This is a genomic window from Hydrogenophaga taeniospiralis CCUG 15921 (assembly GCF_001592305.1).
Lineage (GTDB): Bacteria > Pseudomonadota > Gammaproteobacteria > Burkholderiales > Burkholderiaceae_C > Hydrogenophaga > Hydrogenophaga taeniospiralis.
Genome location: NZ_BCWR01000019.1, coordinates 200,923 through 214,923 on the forward strand (window position 1 = coordinate 200,923; position 14,001 = coordinate 214,923).

Genomic DNA, 14,001 nt, shown 5'->3' on the forward strand with positions numbered 1-14,001 from the left:
CCTTGAGGGGCGGAGCGGCTACGCGCAGCGAGCAAGCGACGGGGGTGGGCTTAAAACCTCCAGGCAGCGATCACGAGCAGGGTGCAGCCGGCCGCGGCGAAGTCGTCGAGCAGGATGCCGAAACCTCCGCGCGGACCAAAGCCCTTGAAGCGCTGGTCGGCCCAGGCCATGGGCCCGATCTTCACCGCGTCGAACAGGCGGAACAGCACGAAGGCGTAGAGCTGGCCCCAGAAGCTGGTGGGTGAGACCAGCCACAGCACGAGCCAGAAAGCCAGGATTTCATCGACCACGATGTGGCCCGAGTCGGCGATGCGCATGTGCTGCGCCGTGACCGTGCTGGCCCACCAGCCCACCAGCGTGCCCACGCCGATCAGCAACGCCCAGCCCAGGTCGGGCAGCCGGGGCTGCAACAGCACGAAGACCACCCAGGCCCAGAGCGTGCCCGCTGTGCCGGGGGCGAAACGGGGCAGGCCCGAACCCGCGCCGAGGGCAATGAAATGGGCCGGGTGGGCGAACAGAAAGGCCCAGGTCGGGCGGATCACGGGCGCTGCGCTGGCGGCCCAACGGCCGGACGGATCGGGGGAGTCAACCATGGTGGAGCGATTATGAGTCGGTACAGCCCGGTGCCCGTGCCCCGCCCGGAACGCCACGGGGGTGCTCCATCTCACTTGAAGTGGTCAAAGCCGCGCGTGCTGAACGCCACCGGCTGGCCGGCGGCGTTCAGCACGCGCAGGCCCGGTTCGGCGCGGATGCGGCCCACGCGGTGCACGGGGGTCTGGCTGGTGCGGGCCGCGGCCTCGATGGCGGCGCGCGCGTCGGGCGGCGCGCTGAACAGCAGCTCGTAGTCGTCGCCGCCGTTGAGCAGGCAGTCCAGGCGCTGGGCTTCGGGCAGGGCCTGCAGGTCGGGCGCCAGCGGCAACTCGGCCAGCGCCAGCTCGGCGCCCACACCGCTGGCCTGCAGGATGTGACCGAGGTCGCCGGCCAGGCCGTCGCTCAGGTCGATCGCCGCGTGCGTCAGCCCTGCAAGCGCCTGGCCCAGCGCGAGGCGGGGTACCGGCCTCTCCAGCCGCGCGCGCAACCGGGGCAGGGCGTCCGGCGGGGTGTGGGCAATGGCCCAGCCGGTGCCGAGCAGCAGCTCCAGCGCCAGCCGCGCCTCGCCGGTGCGCCCGCTCAGGTAGAGGTCGTCGCCGGCCCGGGCCGCGTCGCGTCGCAGCGCCTGGCCAGCGCGCACCTCGCCCAACACCGTGATGCAGATGTTGAGCGGGCCGCGTGTCGTGTCACCGCCCACCAGGGGACAGGCGTGCGCATCGGCCAGCGCGAACAGGCCCTGGGCGAAGGCGGTGAGCCAGGCCTCGTCGGCCGCGGGCAGCGCCAGCGCCAGCGTGAAGCCCAGCGGCCGCGCACCCATGGCGGCGAGATCGCTCAGGTTGACCGCGAGCACTTTGTGGCCCAGCGCCTGGGGCGCCACGTCGGGGAAAAAATGCCGGCTTTCGACCAGCATGTCGGTGGACACCGCGAGCTGAAAACCGGGCGCCGGCTGCAGCAGCGCGCAGTCGTCGCCGATGCCCAGGGGCACGTTGCCCGGCAGCGCCACGCCGGGGCGCTGAAAATGCCGGCGGATCAACTCGAATTCACCCATGGCTGCGTTGGGCGTCGGCGTCCATGACCGAGGTCGGACCGTCGGGGTCGAGGGGCGCGTCCTCCGGCTCGTCCTCGGGCAGATGCCGCGGGGGCCACAGGAAGCTCAGGGGCGCGCGCCGGATGCGATGGCGGATCGACGCGCGGATGCGTGCGCGGTTCACCTCGCTGATGTTCTGCGCGCGCAGCGCCAGCCGGAAGGCGAGGTAGAAGCTCACGGCCAGGTTGATCGGCCCGACCACCAGCACACCGGCCACCGCCCACCAGAAGCCCGGCTCCCGCAGCACGCCCAGGCCCAGCGAGGCCGCTGCCGCAGCCACCTGGCCGGCCGAGAGCGTGACGTGGCGCACGTCCAGACCCAGGCCGAAAAACGCCGCGAACGCGGGCACCAGGCCGAGCATGAAGCCGAGCGAGATGTTGGCCGACAGGCCCGAGATGTTCTGCCGCAGGAAGCTGGCCCAGCGTGCGGCGCGCGCCGGGCCGAGCGCCCGCGTGAAGCGCGGGTTGTGCCGCACGGCCGAGTCCAGCTTGTGAAACACGAACCAGTTTTCCACCCAGCCCGCCACGATGCTGGAGGCGAACAGCAGCACCCCCGTGAGCGCGGCAAACAGCAGGGTGGGGCCGAGCAGGTGCAGATCGTGCAGCACGTGCCGGGCCTGGTCGGCGTCGATCATGGGCGCGCCGGTGACGAACCGCAGCGCCAGGCTGAGCAGCAGCACCACCGGAATCACCAGGCCGACGTTGCCCGCGATGGCGGCGATCTGCGAGCGGAACAGGTTGGCCACCTCGTCCACAAAGCGGCGCACGGCGCCGGGCTGGCGGATGTCCCGCAGCTTGGCCACCATGGCCGGCGCGGTCACGGCGGGCTGTTTGGTGGCCACCGTGAGGTGCAGCAACTGGATCACCACAAAAAAGAACGCGTAGTTGAGCCCGGCGGCAAAGCCGGCCCAGAACGCCGACAGCCCCAGCGCGTAGAGCGTGAACTTGACCCAGGTCGTCAGGCCCAGCACCGCGCCGCCGCCTGCGGCCTTGCCCAGCATCTGGCGGTACTCGGCGGCGTCGCGCGTGATGTAGGACTCGCCGCTCTCGGCGCTGCGCTCGGCCACCTTCTCCGCCGTCAGGTGCGAGCTGCTGGCGATCAGCGCGCGGATGCTGCGGTTGTCCTGGCTCATCTGCGCCAGGTCGGCCAGCAGCGCCACCGTGGCACGCTCGGGCTGGCTGGACTGCAGGCAGTCCAGCAGCTGTTTGATGCGCACGATGCGCTCGCGCAGCTGGCGCAGCCGGAACACGATGCCCACCGACACGCCGTGGGTTTCGAGGTGCGAATACACGGTGTAGGCCGCGTGGCGGCAGGCGTCGAGCTGGGCGCGCAGCAGTGTGGCCGCCTCCAGCGCCTGGGCGCTGTGGGGCCCATGCTGCTGGACCGCCTGGCGCATCACCTCGAAAGACGACGGCAGTTCGTGGAACGGGCGCGAGACCTGGGCCTCGGCGGACATGCGGACCCGGATTTCCGAGGCAAACCCGGTGGCGCTGACCTGGCTCACGCAGAACACCAGCGCGTCCATCAGGGCGGTCTGCCAAAAGGCGGTGGGTGGGGCGCTGGCGGCTTCGGCCGCTGCCAGCGCTGGCGCCGATGCGGTATCGCCGGGTGCGTCGGCTGACGCGATCAGCAGGGCGTGCAACCGTTGCAGCGTGGCGCTGTCCAGTGCCTTGAGCCAGCGCACGTCGAAACGGCTGGGCAGCAGCAGTCCGAACAGCTCGGCCAGATCGGTGGTCTCGGGCGTGCCGGGCAGGATTTTGCGGCGCAGCCGGTGGCCGAACTCGCTGAGGAAGGCGGTGCGGGGCGCGAAACCGTAGTCGGCCAGCAGTGGGGTGGCGTCCACGCTGCCGGTGAACACCCTCCACCAGTCGTGCCAGCGCGCCAGCCATTCGGGGCGTGTCTGCACGGTGTCGAGCAGCAGGCGTACCCGCGCCACGCTGGCCTGGGGGTCTTCGGCTTCGCCGCGCACCCAGCGCAGCAGTTCGATCAGCCACAGATGGCGTTGCGCCATCGGGGCCCGCGCATCCAGCGCGTCCAGCAGGGCGGGCAGTTCCATGCCTTGGACTGGGAGGGGGAGCACGCCGCGCGCGTGGGCGAGCCGGCTCAATGCAGGACGCGCGCGGGTCCGTCGCCGGCGCCGGAGGCGTCGGCCTGGAGCGCGAACTCGGGCACCAGGGCCTCGAACCGTTCGCCGTCTTCCGCCACGCAGAAATAGCTGCCGCGCATGCTGCCCGAAGGCGTGCGCAGCCGCGTGCCGCTGGTGTACTGGAAGGATTCGCCGGGACGCAGCAGCGGCTGGTTGCCCACCACGCCCAGGCCCTTGACCTCTTCGGTGTGGCCCTGCGCGTCGTCGATGATCCAGTGGCGCGCGATCAGCTGCGCCGTCACATCGCCGGTGTTGGTGATGGTGATGGTGTAGGCGAAGGCATACAGGTCCTCCTCGGGCGCGGATTGCTCGCTGAGGTACTGGGGCTCGACCTCGCAGGTGAACTGGTATTTCGACATGAGCGGCATGTTACCGCGCCAGGGCGGCATCTGCCGGGCCTGCGAAAATGCGGGGAATCGCGATTCTTCATCCTTCTCCCGCCCACCCCATGCCCACTCCCTACCGCATCGCCCCGTCCATCCTGGCCGCCGACTTCGCCCGTCTGGGCGAGGAAGTGAAAAACGTCATCGCCGCCGGCGCCGACTGGATCCACTTCGACGTCATGGACAACCACTACGTGCCCAACCTGACTTTCGGCCCCATGGTCTGCCAGGCCCTGAAGCCGCACGCCAAGAAGCCCGACGGCACGCCGGTGCCGATCGACGTGCACCTGATGATCCAGCCGGTGGACGCGCTCGCGGGCGCCTTCATCGACGCCGGGGCCGACCTGGTGAGCTTCCATCCCGACGCGAGCGCCCACGTGCACCGCAGCGTGCAGGCGATCAAGGCCAAGGGCTGCAAGGCCGGCCTCACCTTCAACCCGGCCGAGCCGCTGGACGTGCTGGACTGGACCATCGACGACATCGACCTGATCCTGATCATGAGCGTGAACCCCGGCTTTGGTGGCCAGAGCTTCATCGACTCGGCCCTGCGCAAGATCGAAGCCGCCCGCAAGCGCATCGAAGCCAGCGGGCGGGACATCCGGCTGGAGGTGGATGGCGGCATCAAGGCCGACAACATCCGCCGCGTGGCCGACGCGGGCGCCGACACCTTCGTGGCCGGCAGCGCGATCTTCGGCAAGCCCGACTACAAGGCGGTCATCGACAGCATGAGGACGGCTCTCGCCTGACCCCCCCCTGCTTCGCGTCACCCCCCCCGGGGGGGCGATGCCTGAGGCCCGGCGAAGCCGGTTCCTTGGCATCCTGGGTTTGGACACTTTCTCCGGAGCAACCTCTTGAAATTTTCGGACATCCGGTCCGTCATCGTGGATCTGGACGGCACGATGGTGGACACGCTGGGCGACTTCGTGGTCGCGCTTAACCACACGCTGGACGACCTGCGCCTGCCGCCGGTGGCGCGCGACCTGGTCGAGCGCACGGTGGGCAAGGGCTCGGAGCACCTGGTGCGCACGGTGCTGGCGCACCAACTGGCCCTGCCCGAGGTGGCCGCGTCCGGGGCCGTGGCCCTGAGCTGGCCACGCGACCAGGTGGACGAGCTGGCGTTGCAGCGCTACCAGCACCACTACCTGTTCATCAACGGCCAGCACGCGGACGTGTACCCCGGCGTCGTCGAAGGCCTGCAGCGTCTGCGGGCGTCCGGGCGGGCGCTGGCCTGTCTGACCAACAAACCGCGGGCTTTCGCGCAGGCCCTGCTGGAGATCAAGGGTCTGGCGGGTTACTTCAGCCAGGTGTTTGGTGGCGACAGTTTCGAGCGCAAGAAACCCGACCCGCTGCCCCTGCTGAAAACCTGCGAGGCCCTGGGGACCACCCCGGCTCAGACCTTGATGGTGGGCGATTCGCAGAACGACGGTATCGCCGCACGCGCCGCGGGCTGCCCGGTGGCGCTCGTGACCTATGGCTACAACCACGGCGACCCGATCGCCGAAGCGCCGCACGACCTGTTGATCGGGTCGTTGGCCGAACTGTTGGACTGAGCGCGACCCGCGCAGCGTGGGGGCCGGCGATCCGCCGCCGGGCCGTTCCCAAGGCGGATCAGCCCCCTCGGGGGGCAGCGACCCGCGCAGCGGCGGAGCGTGGGGGCAGGGGTTACTTTTTCTTGCCCAGCAGCGCGTCCTTGAGCTGCCAGTCCACCGGCTTGGGGCCGAGCCAGATGCGCAACAGCGCGTTGAAGAACTCAGGTTCCTTGAAGGGTTCACCCTCGATCTGGCCCTTGATGGTGAGCACCGTGCCGGTGCCGGGGATCCAGTCCAGCACGAAGGTCTCGCCTTCCTTGAGCTTCTTGTGGTCGCTGAACACCTGGCTCATGCGCATCACGCCGGGAATCAGCTTGGAAAACGCGCTGCGTTCCATGTTGTCCGACATGCCGCGAGAGAACAGCTTGCCGAGTTCTGCCGAATCAATCTCCCGCAGCATGGTGATGGTCATGCGCTTGGGGCCGGGCGCGGCCAGCACCTCGTCGGGCGTGCTGGCCTTCTGGCCCAGGTACAGCCCGGCGGTGTAGACCTTGAACACTGCCTTGTAGCGCACGCCAGCGCCGTTGAGTTGCAGCGAGCTGCCCGCCAGGCTCACCCGATCTTCCAGCGTGACGCCGCTGAGCTCGACCGTGGCAGCCATGGCCTGCAGCGTTCCCAGGCAGAGACACAGCCCCAGCAGAGGGCCAGCCATGGAGCGCGTGATGCGGCGATGGGGGATTTTCATGGCGTGGGGTCCAACAGAGGTGTTGAAAAAAGAACGGTCGTTCTAAAAAGAATTGTCGACACGCCCACGACCGAACGCAACAGGGTTTCACCGGAGAACCCGGACATTGGTCACGTTTTGCCGGTCGGGGCCGAACAGCTTTGCTACACTTTGGCCCCATGTTCAACACACGCACATCCCTCACGGGCAATCTGCCGAGCCGCAAGGGCCGGGGAGCCTGGCCCTGGCGCAAGCCAGCGTAAACGTGCACCTCCCCCCGGGGTGCGCGGGTCTCGGTCCGGTTTTTCGGCCCCCGCCTGCGCCACTCCACTCCCCGAACCCGGCAGGCCATCTGACCGGGCGCCTCAAAAACACGGTTCCAATCGCTGCGACGCAGCAAGGCGCCGATGGAGTGTCTGAACATGATCACCGAACTTGAATTCAAGAGCCTCGCGCAACAGGGCTACAACCGCATCCCGCTCATGGTCGAGGCCTTCGCGGACCTCGAAACCCCGCTCTCGCTGTACCTCAAGCTCGCCCACGGGCGCGGCGATGGCAAATACAGCTTCCTGCTCGAATCCGTCGTCGGTGGCGAGCGCTTCGGTCGCTACAGCTTCATCGGTCTGCCCGCGCGTACCCTGCTGCGCGCCAGCGGTTTTGGCGCTGAGGCCACCACCGAGGTGGTGCGCGACGGCCTGGTGGTCGAGACGAACCATGGCAATCCGCTCGATTTCATCGCGGCCTACCAGCAGCGCTTCAAGGTGGCGCTGCGCCCCGGCCTGCCGCGGTTCTGTGGCGGTCTGGCCGGGTACTTCGGCTACGACGCGGTGCGCTACATCGAGAAAAAGCTGGAAAACACCTGCCCGCCCGACACCCTGGGCTGCCCCGACATCCTGCTGCTGCAGTGCGAAGAGCTGGCCGTCATCGACAACCTCTCGGGCAAGCTCTACCTGATCGTCTACGCCGACCCGGCCGCCCCCGAGGCCTACGCCAACGCCAAGAAGCGCGTGCGCGAACTGAAGGAGGCGCTGAAATACTCGGTGAGCGCGCCGGTGGTGAAACCCAGCCAGGGGCATCCGGCCGAGCGCGATTTCGCCAAGGCAGATTACCTGGCCGCGGTGGAGCGCGCCAAGGAGCTGATCGCCGGCGGAGACTTCATGCAGGTGCAGGTGGGCCAGCGCATCCGGAAGCGCTACACCGAGTCGCCGCTCTCGCTCTACCGCGCGCTGCGCTCGCTCAACCCCAGCCCCTACATGTACTACTACCACTTCGGGGATTTCCACGTGGTGGGGGCTTCGCCGGAGATCCTGGTGCGCCAGGAGCAGGTCGACGATGGCCAAAAAGTGATCATCCGGCCGCTCGCCGGCACGCGCCCGCGCGGCGCCACGCCCGAGAAGGACAAGGCGACCGAAGTCGAGCTGGTCAACGATCCGAAAGAGCGCGCCGAACACGTGATGCTGATCGACCTGGCGCGCAACGACATCGGCCGCATCGCCAAGATCGGCAGCGTGAAAGTGACCGAAGCCTTTGCCGTGGAGCGCTACAGCCATGTGATGCACATCGTGAGCAACGTCGAAGGCACGCTGGTGGACGGCATGACCAACATGGACGTGCTCAAGGCCACCTTCCCGGCCGGCACGCTGACCGGCGCACCCAAGGTGCACGCCATGGAGCTGATCGATCAGTTGGAACCGACCAAGCGCGGCCTCTACGGCGGCGCCTGCGGCTACCTGAGCTACGCCGGCGACATGGACGTGGCCATCGCCATCCGCACCGGCATCATCAAGGACCAGATGCTCTACGTGCAGGCTGCGGCCGGGGTGGTGGCCGACTCCATTCCCGAGATGGAATGGAGGGAAACCGAACACAAGGCCCGCGCGCTCCTGCGTGCGGCCGAACTGGTGGAAGAAGGGCTGGAGTGAACACCATGACAAAGAAAATTCAGCTCCTGATGGTCGACAACTACGACTCCTTCACCTACAACATCGTGCAGTACTTCGGTGAACTCGGGGCCGACGTGACCGTGGTGCGCAACGATGAGATCACGGTGGACGAGATTCAGCGCCGCGTGGACGCCGGCCAGATCGACCGCCTGGTCATCTCGCCCGGCCCCTGCTCGCCGGCCGAAGCCGGCATCTCGGTGCCGGCGATCCAGCACTTTGCAGGCAAGCTGCCCATCCTGGGTGTGTGCCTGGGCCACCAGAGCATTGGCGCGGCCTTCGGCGGCAAGATCATCCGGGCGCAGGAACTCATGCACGGCAAGACCAGCGTCATCACCACCACGCAGGAGGGCGTGTTTGCCGGTCTGCCCAAGCAATTCACGGTGAATCGCTACCACTCGCTGGCCATCGAGCGCGAGACTTGCCCCGACTGCCTGAAGGTCACGGCCTGGACGGACGATGGCGAGATCATGGGTGTGAAGCACAAGACCTTGCCTATCGAGGGCGTGCAGTTTCATCCCGAGAGCATCCTCACCGAGCACGGCCACGCCATGCTCAAGAACTTCCTGGAACAAGCATGAAAATCGTTGACCTCAGAAGCGATACGGTCACGCAGCCGACGGCGGCCATGCGCGCCGCCATGATGGCCGCCCCGTTGGGCGACGACGTGTTCGGTGACGATCCCACGGTGAACGCCTTGCAGGATCGCATCGCGGCCATCACTGGCAAAGAGGCCGCGCTCTTCATGCCTTCGGGCACACAGAGCAACCTCTGCGGCATCCTGGCGCATTGCGGCCGGGGCGATGAGTACATCGTCGGCCAACTGGCCCACACCTACCGCTACGAAGGCGGCGGTGCGGCGGTGTTCGGCAGCGTGCAACCGCAGCCGCTGGTACAGGACGCGGCGGGCTGCATGGCGCTAAGCGACATAGCCGCCGCCATCAAGCCCGACGACCCGCACTTCGCGCGCACCCGGCTGCTGTGTCTGGAAAATACCTGGAACGGCCATGTGATGCCCGACGACTACCTGCGGGACGCGACGGAGCTGGCGCGCGCGCACGGGCTGGCCACGCACCTGGACGGCGCGCGGGTGTTCAATGCCGCCGTGGCCTCGGCCGCGATGGGGCAGGGCGCCACCGACCGCCTGCGCGAGATCGCCGACCATTTCGACAGCCTTTCGGTCTGTTTCAGCAAAGGGCTGGGCGCGCCGGTAGGTTCCGCGCTGTGCGGCTCGCGGGAGCTGATCCAGAGTGCCCGCCGCATCCGCAAGATGGCCGGCGGTGGCCTGCGTCAGGCGGGGCTGCTGGCCGCTTGCGCCTTGCACGCGCTGGACCACCATGTGGACCGGCTCGCCGACGACCACGCCAACGCACGCCGCCTGGCTGAAGGCCTGAGCGGCATCGAGGGACTGACCGTGAAATCGGCCCAGACCAACATCGTCTTCGTCGACGTGGCCGATGGCCGGGGCCCGGGGCTGCTGGATTTCCTGAAAGCGAACGGCGTGCTCGCCACCGGCCTGATTGGCCTGCGCTTCGTGACCCACCTCGATGTGGATGCGGCGGGCATCGATCATGCGCTGGCTTGTGTCCACCGCTTCTTCGCCGAGGCGCCCACGGGTGAGACCAACGCCTCTCGCTCCGGCCCATACTGAACACACGACTGGAGAGCGCCATGCCCGATACCCCGCAACTCCTGGTGTTCATCGCGGCGGGCTGGCTGCTCAATCTCACGCCCGGCCCCGATGTGCTCTACATCGTGACGAACGCCCTCAAGAGCGGCGTACGCGCCGGCATCGTGGCCGCGCTGGGCATCGTCAGCGGCTGCTTTGTCCATGTGCTTGCTGCAGCGCTCGGCGTGAGCGCGCTGCTCGCCACCTCGGCCATGGCGTTCATCGCGCTCAAGTGGATCGGTGCCGCCTACCTGGTGTGGATGGGCATCAGGCTGCTGCTGGCCAAGGGGGGTTCGTCGGTGGTGCCAGCCGATGCCGCTCAGATCAAAGTCCCGGCCGACTTTCGCCGCATCTACCTGAGAGGCTTCCTCACCAACGTGCTCAACCCCAAAGTCGCGTTGTTCTTCCTGGCGTTCGTGCCGCAGTTCATCGCGCCCGGTACGCCGGACAAGGTGACGGCCTTCCTGCTGCTGGGCCTGCTGTTCAACCTCAACTCGCTGCCGATCAACTTCGGTTACGCCTGGCTCGCCGGCTGGGCCGCGGGTCGCGTGAGCGCCGTGCAGCGCACCATGCACTGGCTGGACCGCGCGGCGGGCGCCATGTTCGTCGGCTTTGGCCTGAAGCTGGCCATGTCGGACAATCCCGCTCAATAAGCCATTGGAGACACCCATGCCCCACAGCCACAAGATCACCCCTCAGGAGGCCCTGCAGCGCACCATCGAGCATCGCGAGATCTTTCACGACGAGATGCTGCACCTGATGCGACTGATCATGAGCGGCGAGATGTCGCCCGTGATGATGGCGGCCTTCATCACCGGTCTGCGCGTGAAGAAGGAGACCATCGGCGAAATCACCGCCGCCGCGCAGGTGATGCGCGAGTTCTCGACCAAGGTGAACGTGGCCGACAAGACCCACCTGGTGGACATCGTGGGCACCGGCGGCGACGGCTCGCACACCTTCAACATCTCCACCTGCTCCATGTTCGTGGCCGCGGCCGCGGGCGCCAAGGTCAGCAAACACGGCGGGCGCAGTGTCTCCAGCAAGAGCGGCAGCGCCGACGTGCTGGAGAGCCTGGGCGTCAACATCAACCTGCCGCCCGACGCCATTGCGCGCTGCATCGAACAGGTGGGCGTGGGCTTCATGTTCGCGCCCAACCACCACCCGGCCATGAAGAACGTGGCGCCGGTGCGCCGCGAGCTCGGCATCAAGACCATCTTCAACATCCTCGGCCCGCTCACCAACCCCGCGTCGGCGCCCAACATCCTCATGGGCGTGTTCCACCCTGATCTGGTGGGCATCCAGGTGCGTGCGCTGCAGCGCCTGGGCGCCGACCATGCCGTGGTGGTCTATGGTCGCGACGGCATGGACGAGGTCTCGCTGGGCGCCGCCACCATGGTGGGTGAGCTGAAGAATGGCGAGATCACCGAATACGAAATCCACCCCGAGGACTTTGGCCTCACCATGGCGAGCAGCCGCGCGCTGCGCGTGGAGACGCCCGAAGACTCCAAGGCCATGCTGCTGGGCGTGCTGGACAACCGCGATGAGCCTGCGCTCAAGGCGGCGCGCGACATCGTGGCGCTCAATGCCGGCGCGGCGCTGTACGCCGCCAATGTCTGCGACGACATGGGGCAGGGCATTGCCCTGGCACGGCGCACTATCGAATCGGGCGCCGCGGCCGCCAAGCTCGCCGAGCTGCAGGCCTTCACCCAGACCGCGACCGCCGGCAACGGCCCCTGACGGAGCGAGGCATGCCCGTCTGGTTGCAGAACGAAGGCGCCTGGATCGCCATCGGCATCTCGGTGCTGTTCGTGGTGGCGGGTCTGGTCATGCACCGCGTGTTCCTGCGCGTGTTACGGGCGCCCGCGCCCACCCCTTCTGAAAACCCCTCCGAGACCGACTCCCATGAGTGACATCCTGAACAAGATCGTGGCCGTCAAGCACGAGGAAATTGCCACCGCTCGCAAAAAGAAGCCGCTGGACTTGGTGCGCTTCGACGCCGAAAGCCGGGTGCTGACGCGCGATTTCGAGGGCGCGCTGCGCGCCAAGATCGACGCAGGCCAGGCCGCGGTGATCGCCGAAATCAAGAAAGCCAGCCCGAGCAAAGGCGTGTTGCGGGAAGATTTCATCCCGGCCGACATTGCCCAGAGCTACGCCGAAGGCAATGGCAAGGTCAGCGCGGCCTGCCTGTCGGTGCTGACCGACCGCCAGTTTTTCCAGGGCAGCGCCGACTACCTGAAGCAGGCCCGCGCCAGCTGCGACCTGCCGGTGTTGCGCAAGGACTTTATGGTGGACCCCTACCAGGTCTACGAAGCCCGCGCCATGGGCGCCGACGCCATCCTGCTGATCGCCGCCTGCCTGGACGACGCGCAGATGGCCGATCTGGAAGCGTTGGCGTTGGGGCTGAACATGGCGGTGCTGGTCGAGGTGCACGACCGCGACGAACTGCAGCGCGCGCTCAGGCTCAAGACCCCGCTGGTGGGCATCAACAACCGCAACCTGCGCACTTTCGACGTCACGCTGCAGACCACGCTGGACATGCTGCCCGATGTGCCAGTCGACCGCCTGCTGGTCACCGAGTCGGGGATCCTGGGGCGTGAGGACGTGATGAGAATGCGCGCGGCCGGCGTGCACGCCTTCCTGGTCGGTGAGGCCTTCATGCGCGCGCCCGAGCCGGGCCTGGCGCTGGCCGAGTTGTTTGCCTGAGCGCTGGCCGATGCAAGGCGCACTGGATTGGGGGGATGCCGGGGTCTCCGTGGACGCCCCGGCTCGGCAGTTGCAGCTGGCCGACCCGGAGCGCTGGCCGGTATCGGCCGACTGGTCACCGCTGACCGACGACTTCTGGGCGTCTACCGCTGGACAATCTCTGCTGGGTTTTTTGCGCCAGCGACTGGCTTTGGGGGCTCTCATTTACCCGCCGCAACCGTTGCGGGCGCTGGAGCTGACGCCGTTGGCGCAGGTTCGGGTGGTGATTCTGGGTCAGGACCCCTACCACGGCCCGGGGCAGGCCGAGGGGCTGGCGTTTTCCGTGGCGCCCGGCGTGAGGATTCCGCCCAGCCTGCGCAATATGTTCAAGGAACTGCAGCGCGATCTGGGGCTGCAGACGCCCGCCCATGGCTCGCTGGTGCGCTGGGCACAGCAAGGGGTGCTGCTGCTCAACACCTGTCTGACGGTGGAAGACGGTCAGCCCGCCAGCCACGCTGGGCAGGGCTGGGAGGTGCTGACCGATGCGGTCATCCGCCGTTGCAGCGAGTCCGGGCCGCCCAAGGTGTTTCTGCTCTGGGGCGCGCACGCTCAAAAAAAGCTGGGGCTGATCGATGGCGACCGCCACCGGGTGCTGTGTGCCAACCACCCTTCGCCCTTGTCCGCCAGTCGGGGCCCTGTGCCGTTCATCGGGTCCGGCCATTTCAGGGCCGTGAACCACTGGCTGACCGCTCAAGGCGGGTCGGCGATTGATTGGTGAACAACGAACAATGTTGCTGACATGGGCCAAAAAACCGTGGCATAATGCTGGGCTGCGCTATGGAGGGGTGGCCGAGTGGTTAAAGGCAGCAGACTGTAAATCTGCCCGCTTACGCGTACGCTGGTTCGAATCCAGCCCCCTCCACCAGCAATGGATGTGATCAAGAGCGATTGGGATGTCGCGCTCAAAGTGTTCCGGGTCGTTGGGCTTGGTTTCTTCGGGCGGGAGTAGTTCAATGGTAGAACCCCAGCCTTCCAAGCTGATGACGCGGGTTCGATTCCCGTCTCCCGCTCCAGATTGCTTCGGTTGTTGATGGTGCGAACAGTTTTCTGAGATGTCCGGGTTGTCCGGGTGTCTTGGCCCTTGTGGCTCAGTGGTAGAGCACTCCCTTGGTAAGGGAGAGGTCGCGGGTCCGATTCCCGCCAAGGGCACCATATTTGTTCTGGTGTTTCGGCAATTTTGATTTTGGAGC

At 67.4% G+C, this 14,001-nt stretch carries 15 protein-coding genes and 3 tRNA genes; 13 read left to right on the forward strand and 5 right to left on the reverse strand.

What is annotated here, in order from left to right; all coding sequences use genetic code 11:
* Positions 1–50: 50 nt before the first annotated feature.
* From HTA01S_RS21265 to apaG, 4 genes are all read right to left on the reverse strand, one after another.
* A complete protein-coding gene (locus tag HTA01S_RS21265; RefSeq protein WP_068174988.1) occupies positions 51–593 on the reverse strand; it encodes a phosphatidylglycerophosphatase A family protein in 543 nt (180 codons plus the stop codon).
* A gap of 71 nt (positions 594–664) precedes the next feature.
* Positions 665–1,639 (reverse strand): thiamine-phosphate kinase, encoded by a 975-nt coding sequence (thiL, locus tag HTA01S_RS21270; protein WP_068174989.1) that lies wholly within the window; start codon positions 1,637–1,639, stop codon positions 665–667.
* The gene (locus tag HTA01S_RS21275) at positions 1,632–3,734 is read right to left on the reverse strand and encodes a site-specific recombinase (RefSeq protein ID WP_084236404.1); all 2,103 of its coding nucleotides are present in this window, start codon (positions 3,732–3,734) and stop codon (positions 1,632–1,634) included. Before HTA01S_RS21275 ends, thiL begins: the two co-directional genes overlap by 8 nt.
* 47 nt (positions 3,735–3,781) lie before the next feature.
* Positions 3,782–4,183 (reverse strand): Co2+/Mg2+ efflux protein ApaG, encoded by a 402-nt coding sequence (gene apaG / locus HTA01S_RS21280; RefSeq protein ID WP_068175035.1) that lies wholly within the window; start codon positions 4,181–4,183, stop codon positions 3,782–3,784.
* 89 nt (positions 4,184–4,272) lie between these two features.
* Between apaG and rpe the strand changes: the two genes are divergently transcribed.
* Positions 4,273–4,953 carry a ribulose-phosphate 3-epimerase gene (rpe, locus tag HTA01S_RS21285; RefSeq protein WP_068174991.1) on the forward strand — a complete coding sequence of 227 codons (681 nt, stop codon included), beginning with the start codon at positions 4,273–4,275 and terminating at the stop codon, positions 4,951–4,953.
* Between the two features lie 105 nt (positions 4,954–5,058).
* Positions 5,059–5,757, forward strand: a complete 699-nt coding sequence (gene gph, locus HTA01S_RS21290; RefSeq protein WP_068174993.1) for a phosphoglycolate phosphatase — start codon at positions 5,059–5,061, stop codon at positions 5,755–5,757.
* Positions 5,758–5,869: 112 nt separating this feature from the next.
* Here gph and HTA01S_RS21295 read toward each other — a convergent pair whose 3' ends face one another.
* A complete protein-coding gene (locus HTA01S_RS21295; protein WP_245638167.1) occupies positions 5,870–6,397 on the reverse strand; it encodes a chalcone isomerase family protein in 528 nt (175 codons plus the stop codon).
* 485 nt (positions 6,398–6,882) lie between these two features.
* Here HTA01S_RS21295 and trpE point away from each other — a divergent pair, with 485 nt between their 5' ends.
* The 11 genes from trpE (at position 6,883) to HTA01S_RS21345 (ending at position 13,963) form a co-directional block, all read left to right on the forward strand.
* Complete coding sequence (gene trpE / locus HTA01S_RS21300) at positions 6,883–8,382, forward strand: anthranilate synthase component I (RefSeq protein ID WP_068175039.1); 1,500 nt, start codon at positions 6,883–6,885, stop codon at positions 8,380–8,382.
* 5 nt (positions 8,383–8,387) lie between these two features.
* Positions 8,388–8,981, forward strand: a complete 594-nt coding sequence (locus HTA01S_RS21305) for an anthranilate synthase component II (RefSeq protein ID WP_084236418.1) — start codon at positions 8,388–8,390, stop codon at positions 8,979–8,981.
* A complete protein-coding gene (gene ltaE / locus HTA01S_RS21310) occupies positions 8,978–10,051 on the forward strand; it encodes a low-specificity L-threonine aldolase (RefSeq protein ID WP_068174994.1) in 1,074 nt (357 codons plus the stop codon). Before HTA01S_RS21305 ends, ltaE begins: the two co-directional genes overlap by 4 nt.
* Positions 10,052–10,071: 20 nt before the next feature.
* Positions 10,072–10,722 carry a LysE family translocator gene (locus HTA01S_RS21315; protein WP_068174996.1) on the forward strand — a complete coding sequence of 217 codons (651 nt, stop codon included), beginning with the start codon at positions 10,072–10,074 and terminating at the stop codon, positions 10,720–10,722.
* Between the two features lie 16 nt (positions 10,723–10,738).
* Positions 10,739–11,806 carry an anthranilate phosphoribosyltransferase gene (gene trpD / locus HTA01S_RS21320; protein WP_068174997.1) on the forward strand — a complete coding sequence of 356 codons (1,068 nt, stop codon included), beginning with the start codon at positions 10,739–10,741 and terminating at the stop codon, positions 11,804–11,806.
* A gap of 11 nt (positions 11,807–11,817) precedes the next feature.
* Positions 11,818–11,979: a hypothetical protein gene (locus HTA01S_RS25585; RefSeq protein WP_169804797.1), complete on the forward strand. Its 162-nt coding sequence runs from the start codon at positions 11,818–11,820 to the stop codon at positions 11,977–11,979.
* Entirely contained in the window at positions 11,972–12,772 is an 801-nt protein-coding gene (gene trpC, locus HTA01S_RS21325; RefSeq protein ID WP_068174999.1) for an indole-3-glycerol phosphate synthase TrpC, read from the forward strand. The genes HTA01S_RS25585 and trpC overlap by 8 nt, the downstream gene beginning before the upstream one ends.
* Before the next feature lie 49 nt (positions 12,773–12,821).
* Positions 12,822–13,529 carry a uracil-DNA glycosylase gene (locus tag HTA01S_RS21330; RefSeq protein ID WP_407656127.1) on the forward strand — a complete coding sequence of 236 codons (708 nt, stop codon included), beginning with the start codon at positions 12,822–12,824 and terminating at the stop codon, positions 13,527–13,529.
* A 61-nt stretch (positions 13,530–13,590) separates the two neighbouring features.
* Positions 13,591–13,676: transfer RNA gene (locus HTA01S_RS21335), tRNA-Tyr, on the forward strand.
* Between the two features lie 74 nt (positions 13,677–13,750).
* Positions 13,751–13,824 (forward strand) — tRNA-Gly (locus HTA01S_RS21340).
* Positions 13,825–13,888: 64 nt separating this feature from the next.
* Positions 13,889–13,963: transfer RNA gene (locus HTA01S_RS21345), tRNA-Thr, on the forward strand.
* Positions 13,964–14,001 lie beyond the last annotated feature (38 nt).

Excerpts from the sequence above, each read along its gene's own strand:
- HTA01S_RS21265 (WP_068174988.1), bottom strand. The coding sequence starts at position 593 with ATGGTTGACTCCCCCGATCCGTCCGGCCGTTGGGCCGCCAGCGCAGCG.
- thiL (WP_068174989.1), bottom strand. The coding sequence starts at position 1,639 with ATGGGTGAATTCGAGTTGATCCGCCGGCATTTTCAGCGCCCCGGCGTG.
- HTA01S_RS21275 (WP_084236404.1), bottom strand. The coding sequence starts at position 3,734 with ATGGAACTGCCCGCCCTGCTGGACGCGCTGGATGCGCGGGCCCCGATG.
- apaG (WP_068175035.1), bottom strand. The coding sequence starts at position 4,183 with ATGTCGAAATACCAGTTCACCTGCGAGGTCGAGCCCCAGTACCTCAGC.
- rpe (WP_068174991.1), top strand. The coding sequence starts at position 4,273 with ATGCCCACTCCCTACCGCATCGCCCCGTCCATCCTGGCCGCCGACTTC.
- HTA01S_RS21295 (WP_245638167.1), bottom strand. The coding sequence starts at position 6,397 with ATGGCTGCCACGGTCGAGCTCAGCGGCGTCACGCTGGAAGATCGGGTG.
- trpE (WP_068175039.1), top strand. The coding sequence starts at position 6,883 with ATGATCACCGAACTTGAATTCAAGAGCCTCGCGCAACAGGGCTACAAC.
- HTA01S_RS21305 (WP_084236418.1), top strand. The coding sequence starts at position 8,388 with ATGACAAAGAAAATTCAGCTCCTGATGGTCGACAACTACGACTCCTTC.
- ltaE (WP_068174994.1), top strand. The coding sequence starts at position 8,978 with ATGAAAATCGTTGACCTCAGAAGCGATACGGTCACGCAGCCGACGGCG.
- HTA01S_RS21315 (WP_068174996.1), top strand. The coding sequence starts at position 10,072 with ATGCCCGATACCCCGCAACTCCTGGTGTTCATCGCGGCGGGCTGGCTG.
- trpD (WP_068174997.1), top strand. The coding sequence starts at position 10,739 with ATGCCCCACAGCCACAAGATCACCCCTCAGGAGGCCCTGCAGCGCACC.
- HTA01S_RS25585 (WP_169804797.1), top strand. The coding sequence starts at position 11,818 with ATGCCCGTCTGGTTGCAGAACGAAGGCGCCTGGATCGCCATCGGCATC.
- trpC (WP_068174999.1), top strand. The coding sequence starts at position 11,972 with ATGAGTGACATCCTGAACAAGATCGTGGCCGTCAAGCACGAGGAAATT.